20 protein-coding genes are annotated in these 19,888 nt (G+C 33.2%); 14 read left to right on the top strand and 6 right to left on the bottom strand.

Features of this window, described 5'->3' with window-relative positions:
* Positions 1 to 147 precede the first annotated feature (147 nt).
* The 5 genes from AA089_RS24070 (at position 148) to corA (ending at position 3,700) form a co-directional block, all read left to right on the top strand.
* Positions 148 to 309 (top strand): DUF1328 domain-containing protein, encoded by a 162-nt coding sequence (locus tag AA089_RS24070; RefSeq protein ID WP_046756216.1) that lies wholly within the window; start codon positions 148 to 150, stop codon positions 307 to 309.
* Between the two features lie 46 nt (positions 310 to 355).
* Positions 356 to 898, top strand: coding sequence for a hypothetical protein (locus tag AA089_RS07010; RefSeq protein WP_046756215.1), 543 nt, complete (start codon positions 356 to 358; stop codon positions 896 to 898).
* Between the two features lie 123 nt (positions 899 to 1,021).
* On the top strand, positions 1,022 to 1,936 hold the full coding sequence (locus tag AA089_RS07005; RefSeq protein ID WP_046756214.1) for a mechanosensitive ion channel family protein: 915 nt from the start codon (positions 1,022 to 1,024) through the stop codon (positions 1,934 to 1,936).
* A 100-nt stretch (positions 1,937 to 2,036) separates the two neighbouring features.
* Positions 2,037 to 2,597: a mechanosensitive ion channel domain-containing protein gene (locus AA089_RS07000; protein ID WP_046756213.1), complete on the top strand. Its 561-nt coding sequence runs from the start codon at positions 2,037 to 2,039 to the stop codon at positions 2,595 to 2,597.
* A gap of 35 nt (positions 2,598 to 2,632) precedes the next feature.
* Positions 2,633 to 3,700: a magnesium/cobalt transporter CorA gene (gene corA / locus AA089_RS06995; protein ID WP_046756212.1), complete on the top strand. Its 1,068-nt coding sequence runs from the start codon at positions 2,633 to 2,635 to the stop codon at positions 3,698 to 3,700.
* Positions 3,701 to 3,789: 89 nt separating this feature from the next.
* Here corA and AA089_RS06990 read toward each other — a convergent pair whose 3' ends face one another.
* Positions 3,790 to 4,260, bottom strand: coding sequence for a DinB family protein (locus AA089_RS06990; protein WP_046756211.1), 471 nt, complete (start codon positions 4,258 to 4,260; stop codon positions 3,790 to 3,792).
* A gap of 3 nt (positions 4,261 to 4,263) precedes the next feature.
* Positions 4,264 to 5,544, bottom strand: a complete 1,281-nt coding sequence (locus AA089_RS06985; RefSeq protein WP_046756210.1) for an FAD-dependent oxidoreductase — start codon at positions 5,542 to 5,544, stop codon at positions 4,264 to 4,266.
* Between the two features lie 183 nt (positions 5,545 to 5,727).
* On the opposite strand from AA089_RS06985, the gene AA089_RS06980 reads away from it, so the two are divergent.
* Positions 5,728 to 6,924 (top strand): sensor histidine kinase, encoded by a 1,197-nt coding sequence (locus tag AA089_RS06980; protein ID WP_046756209.1) that lies wholly within the window; start codon positions 5,728 to 5,730, stop codon positions 6,922 to 6,924.
* 1 nt (position 6,925) lies between these two features.
* On the opposite strand, the gene AA089_RS06975 is transcribed toward AA089_RS06980, so the two are convergent.
* A complete protein-coding gene (locus tag AA089_RS06975) occupies positions 6,926 to 7,315 on the bottom strand; it encodes a DUF4345 domain-containing protein (protein ID WP_046756208.1) in 390 nt (129 codons plus the stop codon).
* 155 nt (positions 7,316 to 7,470) lie between these two features.
* Here AA089_RS06975 and AA089_RS06970 point away from each other — a divergent pair, with 155 nt between their 5' ends.
* The 8 genes from AA089_RS06970 to AA089_RS06935 all read left to right on the top strand — a co-directional run bounded on the left by AA089_RS06970 (position 7,471) and on the right by AA089_RS06935 (position 17,310).
* Positions 7,471 to 8,415 carry a methyltransferase domain-containing protein gene (locus AA089_RS06970; RefSeq protein ID WP_046756207.1) on the top strand — a complete coding sequence of 315 codons (945 nt, stop codon included), beginning with the start codon at positions 7,471 to 7,473 and terminating at the stop codon, positions 8,413 to 8,415.
* 392 nt (positions 8,416 to 8,807) lie between these two features.
* Positions 8,808 to 9,446 (top strand): tetratricopeptide repeat protein, encoded by a 639-nt coding sequence (locus AA089_RS06965; protein WP_046756206.1) that lies wholly within the window; start codon positions 8,808 to 8,810, stop codon positions 9,444 to 9,446.
* 113 nt (positions 9,447 to 9,559) lie between these two features.
* The gene (locus AA089_RS06960) at positions 9,560 to 10,255 is read left to right on the top strand and encodes a hypothetical protein (protein ID WP_046756205.1); all 696 of its coding nucleotides are present in this window, start codon (positions 9,560 to 9,562) and stop codon (positions 10,253 to 10,255) included.
* 11 nt (positions 10,256 to 10,266) lie between these two features.
* Positions 10,267 to 12,384 carry an MORN repeat-containing protein gene (locus tag AA089_RS06955; RefSeq protein ID WP_046756204.1) on the top strand — a complete coding sequence of 706 codons (2,118 nt, stop codon included), beginning with the start codon at positions 10,267 to 10,269 and terminating at the stop codon, positions 12,382 to 12,384.
* Between the two features lie 37 nt (positions 12,385 to 12,421).
* Positions 12,422 to 13,045 carry a hypothetical protein gene (locus AA089_RS06950; RefSeq protein ID WP_046756203.1) on the top strand — a complete coding sequence of 208 codons (624 nt, stop codon included), beginning with the start codon at positions 12,422 to 12,424 and terminating at the stop codon, positions 13,043 to 13,045.
* Positions 13,046 to 13,232: 187 nt separating this feature from the next.
* On the top strand, positions 13,233 to 14,294 hold the full coding sequence (locus AA089_RS06945) for a hypothetical protein (RefSeq protein ID WP_046756202.1): 1,062 nt from the start codon (positions 13,233 to 13,235) through the stop codon (positions 14,292 to 14,294).
* A gap of 166 nt (positions 14,295 to 14,460) precedes the next feature.
* Complete coding sequence (locus AA089_RS23585; protein WP_156168934.1) at positions 14,461 to 16,275, top strand: sensor histidine kinase; 1,815 nt, start codon at positions 14,461 to 14,463, stop codon at positions 16,273 to 16,275.
* A 384-nt stretch (positions 16,276 to 16,659) separates the two neighbouring features.
* Positions 16,660 to 17,310, top strand: a complete 651-nt coding sequence (locus AA089_RS06935) for a response regulator transcription factor (RefSeq protein WP_046756201.1) — start codon at positions 16,660 to 16,662, stop codon at positions 17,308 to 17,310.
* 237 nt (positions 17,311 to 17,547) lie between these two features.
* On the opposite strand, the gene AA089_RS06930 is transcribed toward AA089_RS06935, so the two are convergent.
* From AA089_RS06930 to AA089_RS06920, 3 genes are all read right to left on the bottom strand, one after another.
* The gene (locus AA089_RS06930) at positions 17,548 to 18,681 is read right to left on the bottom strand and encodes a hypothetical protein (protein WP_046756200.1); all 1,134 of its coding nucleotides are present in this window, start codon (positions 18,679 to 18,681) and stop codon (positions 17,548 to 17,550) included.
* A gap of 225 nt (positions 18,682 to 18,906) precedes the next feature.
* Positions 18,907 to 19,320, bottom strand: coding sequence for a DUF6691 family protein (locus AA089_RS06925; RefSeq protein ID WP_046756199.1), 414 nt, complete (start codon positions 19,318 to 19,320; stop codon positions 18,907 to 18,909).
* A gap of 3 nt (positions 19,321 to 19,323) precedes the next feature.
* On the bottom strand, positions 19,324 to 19,881 hold the full coding sequence (locus AA089_RS06920; protein WP_046756198.1) for a YeeE/YedE family protein: 558 nt from the start codon (positions 19,879 to 19,881) through the stop codon (positions 19,324 to 19,326).
* Positions 19,882 to 19,888: the final 7 nt, after the last annotated feature.

The raw sequence follows: 19,888 nt of genomic DNA, 5'->3' as shown, positions 1-19,888 counted from the left end.
TTTGGTTCGTTTTTGCCTAAAAATAGTTGAAGTACTTTTTAAAAGAGTCAATCATAAATTTGATACAGCAAAGCGAAACATGCAACTCAGCGTACATTTGTATCAAACAAAAATCAATTAATTATAAACCTTTAAAAAATATAAATTATGTTACGTTGGACAATTACCTTTATTATTATAGCACTTATCGCAGGAGTATTAGGATTCGGTGGAATCGCAGGAGCTTCAGCAGGAATCGCAAAAATTTTATTCTTTGTATTCTTAGTACTTTTTATCATCTCTCTAATTACAGGAAGAAGAAAAGTATAAGCTCGCTGACATAGTGCGAATACAATACTAACAATAAAAAAAAGATATGAAAAAAATATTAGCAATAGCACTTTTGTTCTCAGGAACATTAATGTTTGCCCAAACTGAAAAAGTAGTTACCTCTAAAACTAAAAAGACAACCACCATGAAAAATGGTGAAATGATCAACACGAAAGTGAAGGTAATTACAGAAAAAACAAAACAAGTAAAATTTGATAAGAGTCAAAGATATCAATTAAATCAAGATAGAGTACCTGCACAAACTGCAGTTACGAAAATCTACATGATTGATAATGACAAAGACCCAGCATATGATGAAATTACGAAAGTAAAATATTATACGATTAATAATAAGAAATATGCTTTTAAGCTAAATGACAATGATTTGGATATCAGCTTTTTTGAAAATGATCAAGAAGTCAACGTTGGAAGAGCAGTACAATCAAAATATAATGATTACTACGTAATTAATTCCAAAGAAATGTCAGGTGTAGGATACTATACAAAAGACAACGACTTTGTTATGGAATATTACGATACAGATTCAAATGAGGTTAAAGTTTTAGTTTTTGACAACTTAAAATTTTAAAATACAAAATTATCAATACTGGCTGTTAATCTCTTGTAAATATGGAGATTAACAGTTTTTTTACATATATTAAGCATTTAAAATAGTACAATTAAATTTATCACTTAAAAAAAAGAAAAGAACATGAAGGAAGGCATTGACGACATACAATCAACAACAGGAATTATTTTAGAAAAATTGCAAAGTTGGTGGGTTTTATTTGTAGAAAACTTACCAAATCTAGGAGTAGCACTTATTGTAATGATTATAAGTTACTTACTGTCTAAATTAATTTTTAAAACTACACTTAAGCTTGTACAAAATAGAGTGCGACAAAAGGCAGTAGCAAAATTAATTGCGCGCGTTGTAGCTGTAGTCGTTGTTGCAGCTGGACTATTTTTAGCGTTAAATGTATTAAACTTAGGCGATTCAATTTCAGGATTACTCACTGGAGCAGGAATTTCGGGTATTGTAATTGGTTTAGCATTACAAGGAACACTTTCCAACACAATTTCAGGTGTTGTATTATCTTTTAGAAAAAATGTACGTATTGGAAACTGGGTCGAAACTACAGGATATGCAGGAGAAATAATTGATATCGCAATCAACTACCTCGTTTTAAAAGAAGCGGACAACAATATTGTGGTAATTCCTAATAAAACCATTTTAGAAAATCCAATAAAAAACTACTCACTTACCACACGTATGCGTGTTATGGTAGAATGTGGCGTAGGATACGAATCCGATTTAGAAAAAGTAGAAAGCATTACTAAAAATGTAATTGCAGATTCCTTTGAACAAATTGAAAACTCTGAAAATGTAGAGTTTTACTTTACTGAATTTGGTGGAAGTTCTATTAACTTTTTATGTAGATTTTGGATTGATGCCGAAAACTCCCTAGAACAACTGAAAGCAAAAAGTAAAGCTATTATAAAGATAAAACAGGCTTTCGTAGCAGAAAACATCAACATTCCGTTCCCAATCAGAACATTACAGTTTGATGATCAAACCTTAAATATTTCCAAGAAAAACAGCGTTGAAAATTCAGAAGAAGAATAATTCACATATAAAAAATTGTATAAAAGTATAGATAGAAAACATTCCATCTATACTTTTTTTATACATTTGATATCCGTAATAACTCTAAAATTATATAGTCATGATCATTCCTAAAGAGCAACTATTACTTTCTGTAATACTCATTGCTATCATGATGGTAATTATTATTGTCATAAAAAAAGCAATCCGTAAATTTAGCTTTGTACAAGCTATTGAAATCAACCGACGAAAAGTAATTTTTAATATTTGTTACTTTGTCATTTATCTAATTGGCGGATTTTTCTTGGCACTCATTTGGGGCGTAAAATTTGAAGAATTTACCATTTTCATTTCTTCAGTATTAGCGGTTTTAGGTGTCGGATTCTTTGCACAATGGTCGTTATTATCAAATCTTACGGCAAGTTTTATACTATTTTTCTACCATCCAGTTCGTATCGGTCATCGTATCAAAATCATTGACAAAGATTACAATTGGGTAGGCGAAGTAAAAAATATTACAGCATTTTATTTCTTCATCAAAACCGATGCAGGAGAAAATATTTCTTTGCCCAATTCTTTAGTAATGCAAAAGGGATTGGAAATTTTAGGAAAAGAAGAAGTACAAGAAAATAGTGAAGTTGTCGAGGAAACGATTCCCACAGAAAATGAAGAACTTCTATAAAATTCATATCTTAAGGGACTTGTTCAATACAATACATGAAAAAAAGAAAAAAAACGGCAGCGCATAAAAGTCTCGGAAAAGCTCCTGGAGAAGTGGTGTATTTAGGAGAAAAAGAAAACCCAGAAACATTGTTAGAAGTACATGAGTATACCAATGAAGTGTACAGTACTTACAAAACAAACCAAATTAAGGAAATATTTGATGTCAAAAACAATAATTTAGTCACTTGGATTAATGTAAATGGACTAAATAAAGCACAGGATATTTCCAAAATCGGAGAGTATTTCAAGTTGCATCCACTGATCTTAGAAGACATTGTAAACACCAATCAGCGCCCAAAAATTGACGAGTACGAAAATTACATTTTTGTCGTAATGAAAATGTTATATCACAATCAAAATAATGAATTGCTTACGGAGCATATTTCTATCATTATTGGAAAAGATTACGTGTTGACATTTCAAGAAACAGATGAAGATATCTTTAACCCAATCCGACAACGATTTCACAATCAAAAAAGCCGATTGCGCAACTCTGGAGCTGATTATTTGGGATTTTTACTCATAGATGCTATTGTAGATAATTATGCCGTAGTTATTGAATTATTTGGTTCAAAAGTAGAATTGGCAGAAGACGAATTGTTCTTAGAAAGTTCTCGTGAAGATATTTCAAAAGACATTCAATACCTAAAACAGGATTTACTTCGCTTACGCAGAAATATACTTCCGTCTAGAGAAGTTATCAGCCGAATTGTAAAGTCAGAATCGGAACTCATTACCATAAAAATACACGAATATCTCAAAGATTTACAAGATCATATCTTACAAATAAATGACAATATCGATTTATACCGAGAGATGGTTTGGGGACTTATGGATATGCACATGACCAACATGAGCAACAAAATGAATGGGATTATGAAAGTACTCACCATCATTTCCACCATATTTATTCCATTAACGTTTCTTGTGGGTGTTTACGGAATGAACTTCGAAAACATGCCCGAATTACACTATAAATACAGTTATTATATCCTTTGGGGAATTATGATCATGCTATTCCTCGCACTATTAATTTACTTCCGAAGAAAAAAGTGGTTGTAGTTTTCATTAAAAAATTAAAGAATTGTCACATCGAGCGCAGTCGAGATGCTTCATATTCAAAATAAATAATTGCCAAGGATAAACCAATTCTAGGTTTTAGAATCTAAAATCTTCTTAATCAAAGAAATTTGACCCAAATGGTAATGTGTATGTTCTATAATACCATGAATATTTCTGTAATAACTTCCGTATTTTTCATCGGTAAATGGTTGATCAAAACAATCTTCGGGTAACTGTTCTAATGCAGTTGAAAACATGGTAGCGTCTGCCAAAACGGTTGCTATAAAAGTATCCCATTCGGCTTGTGAATTTAGCTCAGGATGATCAAAACTATGCGCATCTTTTGCCTGTAAAGTTTCGCCTTGAAAAACTCTTAACACGGCGGCTACGTAATAATGTATATGAAAAGTTAAGGTGCAAATCGTATTCAAATCGTACACTTTCGTCGTGGCTTGTTCCCAAGTAACGCTTTCTAAAATTTGTTGTACACTAGAAGCTGTCCAATTTCCACCAAAAAAAACGTCTCTAAAATGTTTAGCAACTTGTGTTGATATCTTCATGATTTATGCGTATTCAGATTTTAAATCGTCAGGATTTACAGTACTTCCCAATGCTTCAATCACACCTAAAGCGGCTGCTTCTCCAGCTAACATGGCAGCATTTAACGAACCGTTGAGTTGTACATCGCCTGCTAAAAAAGTTTGTGTCGTTAATCGTGTTTCAGAAGGTAACATGCTATATTGTAATTGTTGCAAATTTGGCAATGCTTTTGGAATTTCATAGCGTTTTAAAAACGTGCATTCTTCAATTCCACAATGAAGTTGCAACTCTTCTTTCACTTTCTTAATCAAAAAGCTTTCTGCCATATTATGATCTGTAACTACGGTCACGGAAAGCAATTCTTTGGCGCCTGTAGAAGCGGTTTCCAAACTCGTATGATAAAATATATTGTTAATCAATGTATGTTCTGCGGGAATCAAACCAATCAATGGTTTTGCAATAGTACGTTTTGGCGTTTCAAAATACAAGGTGTCACAGGATTTCCATGCAATACTTTGCGATTTTAAGTTTGTAATCAGGTTGCTTGCTTCTGCGGCAACAATTGTAAAATGACTTTCTAAAACATCGTTATTTTCAAGGAGTATTTTCCCATCTTCCACTTGCTTTACTTTTGTATTATAATGAAAAGTAGTCTGTTTCAAATTGGCAACTAATTGTTGTGGAATAGCTTCTATACCTGCTTTTGGAAGCGCAGCAAATCCTTCGCCAAACATTTTATACACAAACTCAAACATTCTGTTGGAAGTATCAAGCTTTGTTTCCAGAAAAATTCCACTAAAAAAAGGTTTAAAAAACTGCGAAATCATTTCGTCAGAAAAGCCTAATTTTTGTAAATGTGTGAGTGTTGAGGTTTCAGGTTGTTCAAAAATTTCAGTGACTGATTTTTTCTTGACAGCTGTATTTAATTTTAAAATTTTGAGTTTATCAGAAAAAGTTCCAATTCCAGAAAAAAGTGTGGGAAATAGCAACGAGAAATTTCGCAACGGATCGCCAAGTGTTTTAGCATTTCCATTGGTAAAAATAGTTGCGCCAGGTAAAAATTCTTGCAAATCAAGCGTTTTATAATCTAAATAAGCTTGTGCAGCAGGATAAGCAGTGAGCAATACTTGAAAACCATGATCAAGTTGGTAACCATTAATAACATCCGTTTTTACGCGTCCTCCAGCACGGTCAGTTGCTTCAATAATATGTGGGTAAAAACCATTCTTTTCCAATACATTGGCGGCAATCAAACCGCTAATTCCAGCTCCAATAATATAAATTTTATACGCTTCTTTTTCCATAAATAAATATCTCAAAAAATTGTCTATAAAAATACGATAAAACCAAGATAAAAGTACAATTGATCGTTGAATTTATGAGTTCCAACGTTTCTGAAGAATACCATCAAATAAAGATTGCTAATATTGTTGTATCTTCACATCTTGAAGTTTTTTTATTTAATAGATTCTTTAAATTAGTATTGCATGATTTCACCTTCATTCCCCAAAAATGAAAAACAGCGACAAAAAGCTGTAGAAAAGTACCAATTATTAGACACATTACCAGAAGAAAGTTTTGACAACATTACTTCATTAATGTCCTACATCTGTGAAGTGCCCATTTCATTGGTAACCTTATTAGATTATGATCGTAACTTTTTAAAATCGCATTATGGTATTCCTTTTAGCGAATCGCCAAGAGAAATTTCTTTTTGTGGGCATGCAATCAATGCTGAAGGTGATATGATGACCGTGTATGACGCACGCGAAGATGAACGTTTTCATGACAATCCGTTAGTCGCCGAACACAATGCTATCTTTTATGCAGGCGTTCCGTTAGTAGATCCTGATGGTTTTAAACTAGGTACTTTGTGTGTGTATGACGTAAAACCAAGAATATTAACACAAGCGCAAGTAGACGCACTCAAAGCAATGGCAAAACAAGTTGTAAGTCTGTTTGATGAGCGGTACAAAAACATCAAACTATTAGAATTACAAGCCGATTTGCAAAAGCGAAATATAGAATTAGAACGTTTTGCGGGCGTAGTTTCACACGATTTAAAATCGCCATTAGCACAAATAAGAATGCTAACGCAATTGGTGGAGGAAGAAGCTACAAATCTATCAGAAGAAACTTTGCAGTATTTAGAATACATCAAAACTTCATCGGATTCCTTACGCGATTATATTGATGGAATATTAAAATTCTACAAAGCAGATACAGTCGTAAAAAACAAAAAAGAAGAAGTTGCGGTTGCTGCCATTGAAAAAGAAATTCAGAACATAACGAATAGCGATAAAAAAGTGTCGCTACTGTTTGAAACTGCATTGCAAACAATACATGTAAATCGTGCAGGTTTGACACAAATTCTTCTAAACTTAGTTTCCAATGCTATAAAATACAATGACAAAGAAAATCCGAGTATACAAGTTCAGATTTTCGAACAAGAAGAACACTATCAAATTACCGTAGTTGACAATGGTCCTGGAATTCCTGAAACAGCTCAAGAACAAATTTTTGAACTTTTTACAACAGCGCAAAAAACAGACAAGTTTGGAAATGCAGGTACAGGAATTGGCTTGGCAACTGTAAAAAAAGTAGTTATAAAACTCGGTGGAATAATTGTAGTAAGTTCCAAAATGGGTCATGGAAGCCAATTTGTATGCACGTTAGCAAAATAGGCTATTCTTTATTGTACAATTTCAAATTAATATAGCCCCAAATAGCGAAAACAATTTCTAAAACAGTTCCCACAGTAAATGCAGTAGATGGAATTCCGTCCACGGCAATGCTCCACAAACGACCAACAGCTAATCCGCCCATAAAAAATACCACGGAATAGGTAGCGGCACGCCAGTGACTTTGAAAGCATAAACTATATGCCCAATATATACCCAATGCAAAATAGGAACCCATCATGGCTCTAAACACATGATTCAAATCGGTTGTTTCCACTGTAAAGTCAAAAAATAAAGGTAAAAAAGTACTTGGGTACAAACCATATGTGGCGCCTACAACTAATACAGCACCTGTAGATAAAGCTAAATGTAGATTTTTATGGAGTTCTTTCAATTTGGTAGATCGGTTTTTTGACGTTCTAAATTTAGTTAAAAAAATCTTAAAATAAATAATTTGTGTTCAAGAATTCTATTTTTTTAAAATGAATTTGAAACTTTATTGGCGGTTTGTCATAAATTTTAGAATTTGCACAAAAGACAACAAAAACAATGCACTGGAAAATAAAAGCAAGTCTGCAAAAAATACTGCATTTTACTAAGATTGGCGATAAGCTCAATCATATTCCAGCGACATTGAAAAAAAATTATCACAAAAATGTGATGATATATCAAACACATGAATGTTTACGAAAGTTTGATGAAACCACACTAACATTTACAGAAGATTCAAAAAAGACAGCTTTGGAAATTGGCACAGGATATTCGCTAATTTCTCCTGTGGTATTGTATTTATTAGGTTTTGATAAGATTATAACGGTCGATATTTCCAACGACAGTTCCATCAAAACATTTCAGAAGCAAATTCAACATCTTGAAAATGAAGGTTTTTTAGATAAAATTTCAGCAAGAGGCAAATTCTGCTCGACTGAGATTAAAGAAAAAATACAACAGCTACAATCGTTTCAAACCCTTGAAGAGCTACTTCAATTTTGTCATATAACATACATTCCAAAATATACGCTGGAAGCCATAGAAAATGTGAGTACTTCGTTTGATTACATTTGTTCACAAGTGGTTTTTGAACACATTCCGCCTGAATTTTTACAGCAATTATTCACAAAAATGAAAGTTTGGCTAACCGAAGATGGTTTTGCGGTACACACGATTAATTTTATAGATCATTTTGCAAATCCTGGGTTTTTTCAAGACAAAAATATTTCAGAATTCAACTTCTTAAAATATGCTGATAAAACGTGGAATTTCTGGGCAGGAAACGACATTGCTTACACAAACCGCTTGTCTTACCTGTATTATTTAGAATTGTGTGAAGCAAATAATTTGAGCGTTATTGAGTTCAAAGGCGAAAACTACAGAACACACAATCCGTTGTCAGAAACAGAAATTCATCCCGATGTCGTAAAGAAATACAAGTCACTTAAGAGTGTAGAAGATGTATGTAAATTTCAACGCGGAACACTAATTTTTAAAAAATAACTTTTTAAATAACGTCAGTTCGATATAAGTGATTCAATTCATATTTATAATTGAGCTTAGAAACTCCTTACTAAACACCATATTTTCAGTGTTTTATTTTCATTTTCTTTGCTTTCCCAAAGAAAAGAAACAAAAGAAAGGGAACTTTTCCAGAGGTATTTTTAGTTTTTCTTTCTGGAAAAAACTAAAACCGCATGAATTTTCCTAAATTTTTTCCAAGGATTCAAAAATTTTTAACTGAAAATCCCTGCTATACTTCGGAAAAGATAAATATCGAACTAAATTTTTTACGTCGAACTTAGGTTAAACAAGTTTTCAAACCAAAATACGAAGTTCGTCGTATTGTGTAGTACTTAAGAAAAATAGAATTTTAGTTTCTAAATCTCTTACGTATGAAATGTATCTCAATCTTCCTTTTTAGCACTGTTTTTTTCTTCGCAAACGCGCAAACGACACAAACCTTATTAGCCCATGTTTTAGTCAAAAAAGAACAATCAAAATTTCTTGAAGGCATACAACTTTGCAATCAAGTAATTACTATCGACAGCACAATTGCAGACGCTTATTTTTACAAAGCGGGTTTTCATACGGCATTAATTCAACGCAGAAATGCCAAGGACGATTATGCCAATTACAAAGCGGCTATTGCAAATTATACCAAAGTCATCAGTCTTAATCCAACACATGCTGAAGCGTTCTTTTTTAGAGGTGGCGCACACGATGCAATGCAGTTTATCGACGAAGCTTTAAAAGACTATCAAAACTCAATTGACATTGATGAAAACCAACCAAAAGTGTACAACAGTATGGGAGTTTGCTTTGCGAAAAAAGGAAAAATAATGTTAGCGTTGGCGTATTTTGATAAAGCAATTGCACTGGACAGCACGTATGCAAAGGCATATGCCAACAGAGGAAATGTATACGATATGAAACAAGATCTTAAAAATGCGTGTAAAAACTGGAAAACGGCCATAGCGTTAGGATATCTTGGAAATAAAAGACGATACGAAGTCAAATGTAAACAGCAGTAAAACATATAAATACGTAAAAAATACGCAATTCGTCGTATTGTAAGTACAGTAGTAAAATGTGAATTTTGAACAAAATAAAAATCATTCGCTTAAAAATAATCAATACCAATACAATGAAAAAAATAATCTCTTTACTTGCTGTCGTAACACTATTCATTTCTTGTACTAATTATGGCGAAAAGAAAGTATATGATGGAACAGAAGTATATTACAAAGATGGCGTTACAGAAGCACAAGTAGACAAACTTGGCGAAAGCTTAATAAGTTCAGGTTTTGCAGATGGAAGTGTAAAATCGGTTCAGTTTCTAAAAGAAAAAGACGTGTATCAATTTAAAATGGTCATCAAAGAAGAATTTCTAAATGATGCATCTATGCAAAACATCTTCAATTTCTTTCCAAAAGAATTATCAGACATGATGGGAATTCCAATAGACTTACATCTGTGTGATGATACATTTAATACGTTGCGTGTTCACAAATTTGAAGATGCTCGCAAAACACTCATGGCAAAAGCAACGGAAGTTCGCTACACAAAAAATGTAACAAAGCAAGATGCAGAAAATCTTAAAGACTTTTTAATAGAATACGGTTTTGCTACTGATGAAACGCCTAAAACTGTTGCGTTAGACAAACAAGACGGGAAATATATTTTTAAAATGGTGATAGATGAAAGCAAGCTAGAAGACAAAGTAACGGTAAGTCTTTTAACCTTTTTCAAAGACGAATTATCAAAAAATACATTCAACAATACAACTGTAAATGTACACATGTGTGACGAACTCATGAATACAATAAAAATTATAGAATAAAACTGTATATAATGAAAAATATAACGTTTCTTATCCTGTTTTTCTTGGTGTTTCAAATCACTCAAGCACAAAAAATAGACATGGTCAATGCGCCTAGAAACCCAATTGGGTTCAAGCATAAAAAAGAACATTTCTTTCTTCGTGGAGATATTTATGCGTCAAGCGGAAAAATATTCGATGTACAAGGAAACTTAGTATACAACTACGGAACACGCTATTACTACGACAATAATGGAAAAATAACTGGAAACAATTATGATGATACTTTTGAATACGATTCGCGAGGAAATATCATCAAATTTAAATACAAAAGTGGAAGTCTAAGCAACTATACATTCAACGCCAAAAACTTATTAGTATTTGAAAAAAACACTTATGGCGATGAAAAAACATATACCTACGATTCGCAAGATAGAATCATAAAAACGGTCATCGATAAAAAAGGAGTTTTCTATCAACAACGCGATTATAGCTATGAGAAAAAAGGAAACATTGTTATTGTGACTACCCAATACACAAAAGAAAATCGTCAACCTGGATTTAAAGGGAAATATCATTACAAAAACGGATATTTAATCAAAGAAGAACTCGCTTCAGGAATTTATAACTATCAAGTAGATGTAGATACAGAAGGAAACAAAATTGATTTCTACGTGGCAAACGATGCAAAAGCCAAACACTATAAAACATTCAATCGATATTACAGCGATATCAACAAACCAATGAAACTTGAATTTGGCTACTACATTCCAAGTGGAAGTGCAACAGCGAAAAAAATACAAACTGTTTTCATAAATGGAGAAAGAGCAACGGATATCATAATCAGCAAAGGAGTAAAGCCAAATGAAAAATTGGTATATGACGGACTTACAAAAACATACTATTCTGTTCCTAATGTAAACAATGATGCAAATACGGTAGCAACGAAAATTCCCGTAACACAAGTAATTTCGAAAGGAGACATTATGATAAGCTATGCACATGATGGAAAATTTATCAACTATGTACACGGGCAAAACAAAGTGAAATCACGCGATTTTGCATTCTTAGGTCCACACATGATTGATTATCGCATAGAAAAAAGTTTAGGAAGAACTTACGTAATCAACAATTACCAAAATATAAAATCACAAGCCGTAAAAAACATGAAGTTATTTACAACTGATGAATCGTCTATTCTATACACACGTGAATTAGAAAAAGAAAACTTCTTTATTGTGGTCAAAGGAAAACATATTGATTACAAAAAAGCTCGTTTTGAATACCTAAGCAATGGTGATCCTGTAATTTTTATAGACGACAAACCTCAGTATATTTTAACAGGTTTCAGAATCGCTAAAAACAATGAAATATATCAAGGAAAATTGTACAATGGAGAATTAGACAACAAAGAAGAAACCACAACGTCAAGTACAGTATCAACTACAAATACTACAAAAAAGGCTTCAACTTCGACTGACTATGATTGTGTAAAAGGCGACTGCAAAGAAGGTTGGGGACGTGTAGAAGTAAATAACATCATTACGGATGCAACCTTTAAAGATGGTGCCATCAACGGTGTAGCATACATTACATATTCAAATGGCGGATACTATCACGGACAATATAAAAACAATCGACGTCACGGAGTTGGATATTACAAATGGTCTACAGGAAACATCTATGTTGGTGGTTGGAAAGATGGAAAACAACACGGATTAGGCTATACAATGAATGAAAAAAATCAAATAACAAGTGCAGGTTTATTTGAAAATGGAAAACTCATCCAAGAATCATCAGAAAACTACAAATCAGGAAAAAAGAATGGTAATTGTACAGGCGATTGTGTAGATGGTTTTGGAAAATTTGAATACAATAACGGAGATATCTATTGGGGATTTTTCAAAAGTGGAAAACGTTTTGGAGTCGGAACATATCTGTGGAAAAACAAAAGTGCTTACACAGGCGCATATACGGCAGACGGAAAGCGAAATGGCTACGGAATTTACACATATGTTGATCGTTCAGTGTTTAAAGGAATATTTGTAGGAGACCGTATCGATGGACTTGGCGTGATGAAATACAACAAAACTGGAAACGTAGTACAAGGCGTTTTTAACAACAAAGGTGCTCGAGTAAGAGAATATTAAACAATCAATAATAAGTAAAAAAACAAACAAAATTCGCATGAAAAATATAAAATGGATTGTCGTAGTACTCTGTGTGCAACTTGGCTTTGTGCAGTGTCAAAACAAAGAAAAAATAGACGTAATTACATATGAAGTAACCCCCGAATTTTCTAAAAAAATCGACAAGCCAGAAGTGCATTTCAAAGTAGATATTCCTAAAAATCTGAAATTTGAAAAACCAGTAGAAGGCAAAAAAACATATTCCTATGGAATGATTCAAAAAATTGGAAACGACAGTATTGTCTCAGAAATGTACTCGTTTGGATACATTTCCATGGATGGAAACATGCAGCTTGAAAAAGATGGACAAACGTTCATGAAACAAATCAGAGACATGCTCAAAAGTGGCGGATACAACATAGAAGAGGATGCTATCGGTGTCAAAGAATTTGATGGAGACAAATACTTATCGCTTCGCGCCATCGGAACTATGAAAGAAGGACTCAGCGATCTATTTCAAGGACGTTACTACTTTAATGTCATTGCAAAACCAAATCCATATACAGATACACACATCATTATGTTGATGGCTGCAAAAGATACGGAAGTCAACTCCTATGAAGACTTCAAAGACAAATTAACGGTATCAACCTTGTGGAAGTCATTTACTTACCTTAAATAATTCTGTTAGTCATTTTAAAGAAGTTGTTTGCGTCAGAACAACTTCTTTACTTTTGTCACATCGAGCGCAGTCGAGATGTAGTAAAGCAACAAATAAATTCAAATCAAACACTATACATCCTTAAGCAACCAAAAAAAGTCCTATGCGTATCAAACTTTTCTTCATCTGTATACTAAGCTCAATAAGCATGCATGCAAATATGGCATCGCCAGTAAATGAAGGAACCTTTGGTACACGCCCTTTTATAAGTCAGTATGTAAATATTTTACATGAAAATTTGCACATTACCATTGACGAAAACTTTGAATATGCTGATTTTGTAGTCGAATATCAAATTCAGGCAGAAAAAAGCGGCACACAAATTCCGTTACTATTCTATGCTTCTTCGTACTATGAAAATTTTACAGTAACCATTGATGGAAAAGAAGTTACACTTGCACGACAAGAAGATTTTTGGAATGCTTACGGAGCAGAAAAAGAAAAGCTAACCAACTTCCACTATCTCTACAATGCAGATCGAAAAGAAGTTACCGAAATAGAAAATCAATTTCAATACGGAAGAAGCGAACGGATCAATCTGAATGATTTTTTATACTTCGAAACGGATATTTCAGAAGGAAATCACACCATAAAAGTTACCTACAAAGCAACCAATTGGCGTTACAAACACAATCGTCTCAACGAAGACAGTTTTCTATATGCATTAGCGCCAGCCAAATACTGGAAATCATTCGGAACACTAAACATTACAATAGATACGAGCAAGGTAAAAGACAAAGTATCAATCAATGTTGGAACACCTAAAACTGGAGAAATCAACGGAATTGCTACCTACGAATTTAGCAAACTTCCTGTTGAGGTTTTGCAAATATCTCGCGTACCAAAATTGAGTGGTTTTGCTAAATTTCTTATGAAAATAGAATCATTTTGGTTTGCAATCATTCTAATCAGTTTACTAGTATTATTTCACATATGGCACATGTTTCAGTTTCGAAAAAAACACCCAAGACGTAAATTCTCTACGCCAGCAATCACTGGAGCGATCATTCTTCCGTTTATATTTACTATTGTATTGATCTTTGCATCACTTTGGATTGATGCCGCTATTGGCGAACCGTATGCAAGCGGACGTGAAAGTTATGGCGCTTTCTTTAGCTTTCTGTACTTTCCAAAATACTTGCTGTATTACGTAGTATTTTCAATCGTGCTAGATTTTACATTCAAAAAAATAATCAAAAGAAGTTTGTAAACATCTTCAATTCTTCAATCTTTGAATTTTTCAATCATTCAATCATTCAATTCATGAAAATACGCAACTCTACGTATAGGAATTCAAATGAAAAATTAAGAATATTGTTACTGTGATAATTTCACACAAAACGAAATCAACCAAAACATTTTCTATCTTTATCAAGATGAAACGACGCGCATTCATACTATTACTTCTATTTTCAACGTATTTAGTTGCGCAAAACAGCAACATTCCTACTGCAGAAGCTATATCTTTATTTGAACAATTTGAAGAAAAAAGTGAAGAATTTGCCTATAAAAGATCGGTTGATTCTATGGAAGTATACTTGGGTAAAATTGACACACTGGTTTCAAAAATAAATGATTCTTCATACTACTACAGAGCCGAATTGCTTCGTGGTGCGCTACTATTACAAAAAACTCAATCTGATGAAGCCTTAAAAATATTATTAAAAGCTACAGAGTTTTTTAGATTACAAAAAGAATACAGAGACTATTATCGCGGCCGTTTCAAAATTGCAAAATGCTACTACTATTCAAATCAGCGCGAAGATGTTATCGAAATTATGTCCGATATCATAAAAAATAAAAAATATGTTAGCGATAAATTAGTTTTGCAATCACAGGAAAAAATTGGTGCGATGAATATCGAAATTGGGATGATGAAAAAGGACAGTTCCCTGTTTCGTAAAGCAAATACACAATTGCGAGAAGTCATTCAAAAAAACATTCAAAAAAATGACTATGATGAGTTGGCTTCCAATTATGGTTTGCTTGCCGAAAGTTTCAACCAACTTCAACAAAAAGATATTACATTAAAATTATTAGATAGTTCTATATACTACGCGAAAAAAAGTAAAAATATAAGCGAAGAAGGCTTTGCACTTATTAAAAAAGGAAACCTTTTTCGAGAACGAGAAAAATATGAGCAAGCAACAAAAATGCTTCAAAAAGCTGTAGATATATTCAAAAAAGAAAATGATACTCCTTTACTAATTTACGCATACTTTGAACTAAAAAAGCTCTTAAAACAACAGCAAAAGTACAAACAGGCTGCCGATTTAGGCGATGAAATATACCATTTAGCAATTATACAATACAACAAGCGTTTTGCTTATGGAATTTCCGAAATGCGAACCCGATACAAAACAGCCGAAAAAGAACGTCAAATTTTGGAACAACGTGCCGAAATAGCCGAAAAAGGGTTGCAATTGCAAGAACGCCAATACCAAATATACGGCGCGCTCGGATTGGCATTACTTTTCTGCTTGATTGGATATCTATTTTACAATCAACAAAAACTAAAAAACAGGCAGTTAATCAAAGAAAACAAGTTGAAAGTCGCACTAAAAGAAATAGAAACGCAAAACAAATTACAAGAACAACGGTTGCAAATTTCAAGAGATTTGCACGATAATATTGGCGCACAACTATCATTCATCATTTCATCAATTGATAACTTAAAATATGCTTCCAAAGATGCGTCGGATCAATTCAAAGACAAGTTGAGTTACATTAGCGAATTCACATCATCAACTATTGATCAATTGCGCGATACCATTTGGGCAATGAACAAAGATGAAATCTCAATTTCTGACTTACAAAGCAGAACTTTGGCGTTTATTGAAAAGGCAAAAGTGGCTAAAGAACACATAAAATTTAAATTCAACAATGACGTTGAAACGACTATTCAATTTAGCGCAATAGAAGGAATGCATCTATTCAGAGTCATTCAGGAAGCCATCAACAATTCTTTAAAATATGCAAAAGCAGATTTGGTAACCGTTGCGTTTGCAGAACAAAACAAGCAACTAATTTTCACGATTACCGACAACGGAATCGGCTTTGAAAAAGAAACCGTACAACTCGGAAACGGACTGTATAACATGCAAAAACGAATGGACGAAATCAACGCGCATATTGATATCAATTCTGTGTCAAATGAAGGAACTAAAATTACAGTGAAATTTCATGTGTAGGTTTTAATCATATTAAATGTTAACTTATGAATGTTGAATGTTGAATGTTGAATGTTGAATGTTGAATCGGAAAAAATAAAATCCAAGACCCAAGACCAAAATACTTAAAATATTATTGAGATATGAGAATTGAGTATTGAGAAGTTTTAATTTAGAATAAAGAATAAAGAATAAAGATCCTAGACCCAAAACCCAAGACCCAACACCAAATACCTAAAATAGTATTGAGATATGAGTATTGAGAATTGAGAAAGCTTCAAGTAACTTTGAATATTAAACTAAAAAAAAATAAAGTTTAAAAGTATAAAAATTTTAGTTTCTAACACCTAACACCCAACAACCAAAACCCAAAGACCCAACACCCAAAACCAAAACCAAAAAAATATGAAACTCAAAATAGCCATTGCGGAAGACAATCATTTTTTAGCCAAAGCGGTGATGGAAAAACTATCTTTCTTTGACGATTTTGTGTTCAAATTTAAAGCGGTTAATGGTGCGGAAATGATCGGGAAACTGGAAGTAAATCATAACATTGATGTTATTTTGATGGACATTCAAATGCCTGAAATGGATGGAATAAAAGCAACACAAATCATCAAGGAAAAACATCCGCAAATCAAAATCATCATGTTAACGGTTTTTGATGACGAAGAAAACATTTTCAAAGCCATTCAAGCTGGTGCAGATGGTTATTTGCTAAAAGAAATTAATGCAGAAAACATTCATAAATCAATTCTAGAAGTTGTAAATAATGGTGCGCCAATGTCGCCAAGCATTGCATTAAAAGCGCTCAAGCTACTTCGAAATCCGCTTACAGTCACAGAAGATGAAGCCATTGAAAAAGTAAAACTGACCAAACGTGAAACGGACGTATTATTGCAATTGAGTAAAGGTTTAAATTACAATGAAATTGCAGAAAACCTATTCATCTCTTCAGGAACGATTCGAAAACACATCGAAAACATTTACCGAAAACTACAAGTACACAACAAAATGGAAGCGGTTCAAAAAGCGAAATCACAAAAGCTTATTTAGACTTCTTGGATTTTTAGATTATTGGACATTTTGAAAAAGCAGAATGATTTATATTTTTTAATCTATGAACTCGTTTAAACTTTTCGGATTTAGGCGAAAATTAGCAGTTTTAAGTTCTGTTGACAGCTTTTTTGAGTTTCATAGCAGCGCTACGGAACGAAAAAAAGGTAAAAACAGGCCTGAAAAGAGCAATTTTTTAGCAAATTAAAAAAGTTTAAACGAATTCTATTAATCAACCTATTCCAAAACAACCTTCTTAATATAGTTTGAAAAATCGTCATGGGAAATGCCTAACTTTCCTTTGACAAAATTCAAAAAATCTTCATTGGTATTTACGGTTCGTAAACCTTCAATTACGGCATTCATTCCGTGTTTTTCAAATACTTTTTTACAAACCAATCCGCCAATTACATATCGAAATTCTGTATGATGTTCGCCATTTGGAATATAACCGCGTAACGTACGAAGCGAAATCTCAAAATCAGGATTCTGTAAAACATAAGCTTTCAATTTGTCAATATGCCAATCCAAATCATTACCGCCGCTTCCGCCCATATATGTTGCAAAACCTTCATTTAACCAAAAATGATTGCCATTAGGGAACAATTCATGCGTGTAAATATGAACCAATTCATGTGCGTAATATGCCGAATTATTTCCTGCATACACAATTCGATTGTCAATATCAGCAGCGCCACCAGTTTGCCCAGGAATATAAATCTTTGCCATGTAATCATATCCTAACAGGCGAACTATTTCTCTGGAATAACTGCTCACAAAATAATCAAACGGAATTGGGGAAGTGTTGAAAGTCTTTGCTATTTCTACATTAAAAGCGTTCATGTTGGCGGCATCTTTTTCATCAAATTGATGCATAGGATGTATATAGTAGGTAATATTTCCAACTCGTTTTTTCTCCCAAACATTTTTATGATACTGCGAACTATTTACAAGCACATATTTTCCTTTCACTTTTTTAGCATATACAGAAATAATGGCTTCTAAAACGATGGTATTGTCGTCCGTAACATGCGCCAGAGAAGTTTTAATGGCGTAATGATTATTTTCAACCGCAAATACACCTAGAATCGTACATTGAACTTTTGGACTTCTAGTACGGATTGTTCCGAAATCAACCATCCACAAGAAATAATCAGGAATTCTATATTGACTGGTATCCCAAAAAGTAGTTTCAGGATTTTCGTACTCTCCAGATTGTAAATAGGCCGTCCAAAGTGCGATGATTTCTTTCTCATCAGGATCATTTGCATTCTCCACATTTGTATCAATGATTATTTCAAAAGTTTCCTGACTTTGCGCATATCCAATCATGTTTCCTAGAAAAAGAAGAAGAAGTAAAGTTCGCTTCATATCAATTGTTTAGTTTTATAAACTATGAAACGAATCCTTTTAGAATATAGTATTTAATGTCAGATTAGTTGATGCTAGTTTTTTAATTTTGAATACTGAATTTTGAATACTGAATACTGAATACTGAATACTGAATACTGAATACTGAATACTGAATACTGAATACTGAATACTGAATACTGAATACTGAATACTGAACACTGAACACTGAACATTGAACTTAGCCTAATGCGGCAACTTATCTTTCAATAAACCGTATACAAACGTTCCCAGAAGCGAAGCAATAATAACTACAATTATTGGAGAGAAACCTGCACCAAGTAATGTAAACATTGGTCCTGGACAGGCGCCAGCCAATGCCCAACCTAATCCAAATAAAATTCCGCCAATAGCATACCGTGCAAAACTTTTCTGCTTTGGAGGAAAATTAATCTTTTCGCCATAAAAAGAAGTAATATCAAATCGTTTGATGATCAAAATGGTAATGGCGCCAAAAAACAAAGCCGTGCCAATAATTCCATACATGTGAAACGAATCAAATCGGAACATTTCATAAATACGATACCACGAAGCAGCTTCGGACTTAAACATCGTAATTCCAAAAACAATTCCAATCAATAAATAAATAAGTGTTCGCATAGTTTAAAATAAAAAAGGAAAAATTAAATGAATCATGATCAATCCGCCAATGAAGAAACCAATTACCGCAATTAATGAAGGCAACTGCAAATTACTCAATCCTGAAATGGCGTGACCAGATGTACAACCGCCAGCATAGCGTGCGCCGAAACCGACTAAAAATCCGCCGATAACTAATAATAAAAGTAGTTTAGCGTCCGAAAATACAGTTGTAGAAAACAACTTCTCAGGCATGTACGTTGCTCCAGCATTCTCAAACCCTAGTGTTTGTAAATTTTGAACTGTTTCCGTGTGTAAATCAATAGAAGGATCAACAGAAAGAAACTGATTTGCTATAAATCCGCCAATAATTGCACCTAAAACAACGGTTAAATTCCAACGTTGAGCTTTCCAATTGAATCGAAAAAAATCAACTTTCTTTCCACCACCACAAATGCTGCAAATAGTTCTCAGATTTCCAGACATTCCAAAGTTTTTTCCAACCATGATCAATAAAAACATGACCAACGCAATCATAAAACCCGAAACATACCAAGGCCATGGTTCATATATCCAATTCATAACATCT

The sequence above is a fragment of the Kordia jejudonensis genome, from assembly GCF_001005315.1.
Classification (GTDB): domain Bacteria; phylum Bacteroidota; class Bacteroidia; order Flavobacteriales; family Flavobacteriaceae; genus Kordia; species Kordia jejudonensis.
This window is presented reverse-complemented; position numbering and strand designations above follow the sequence as displayed.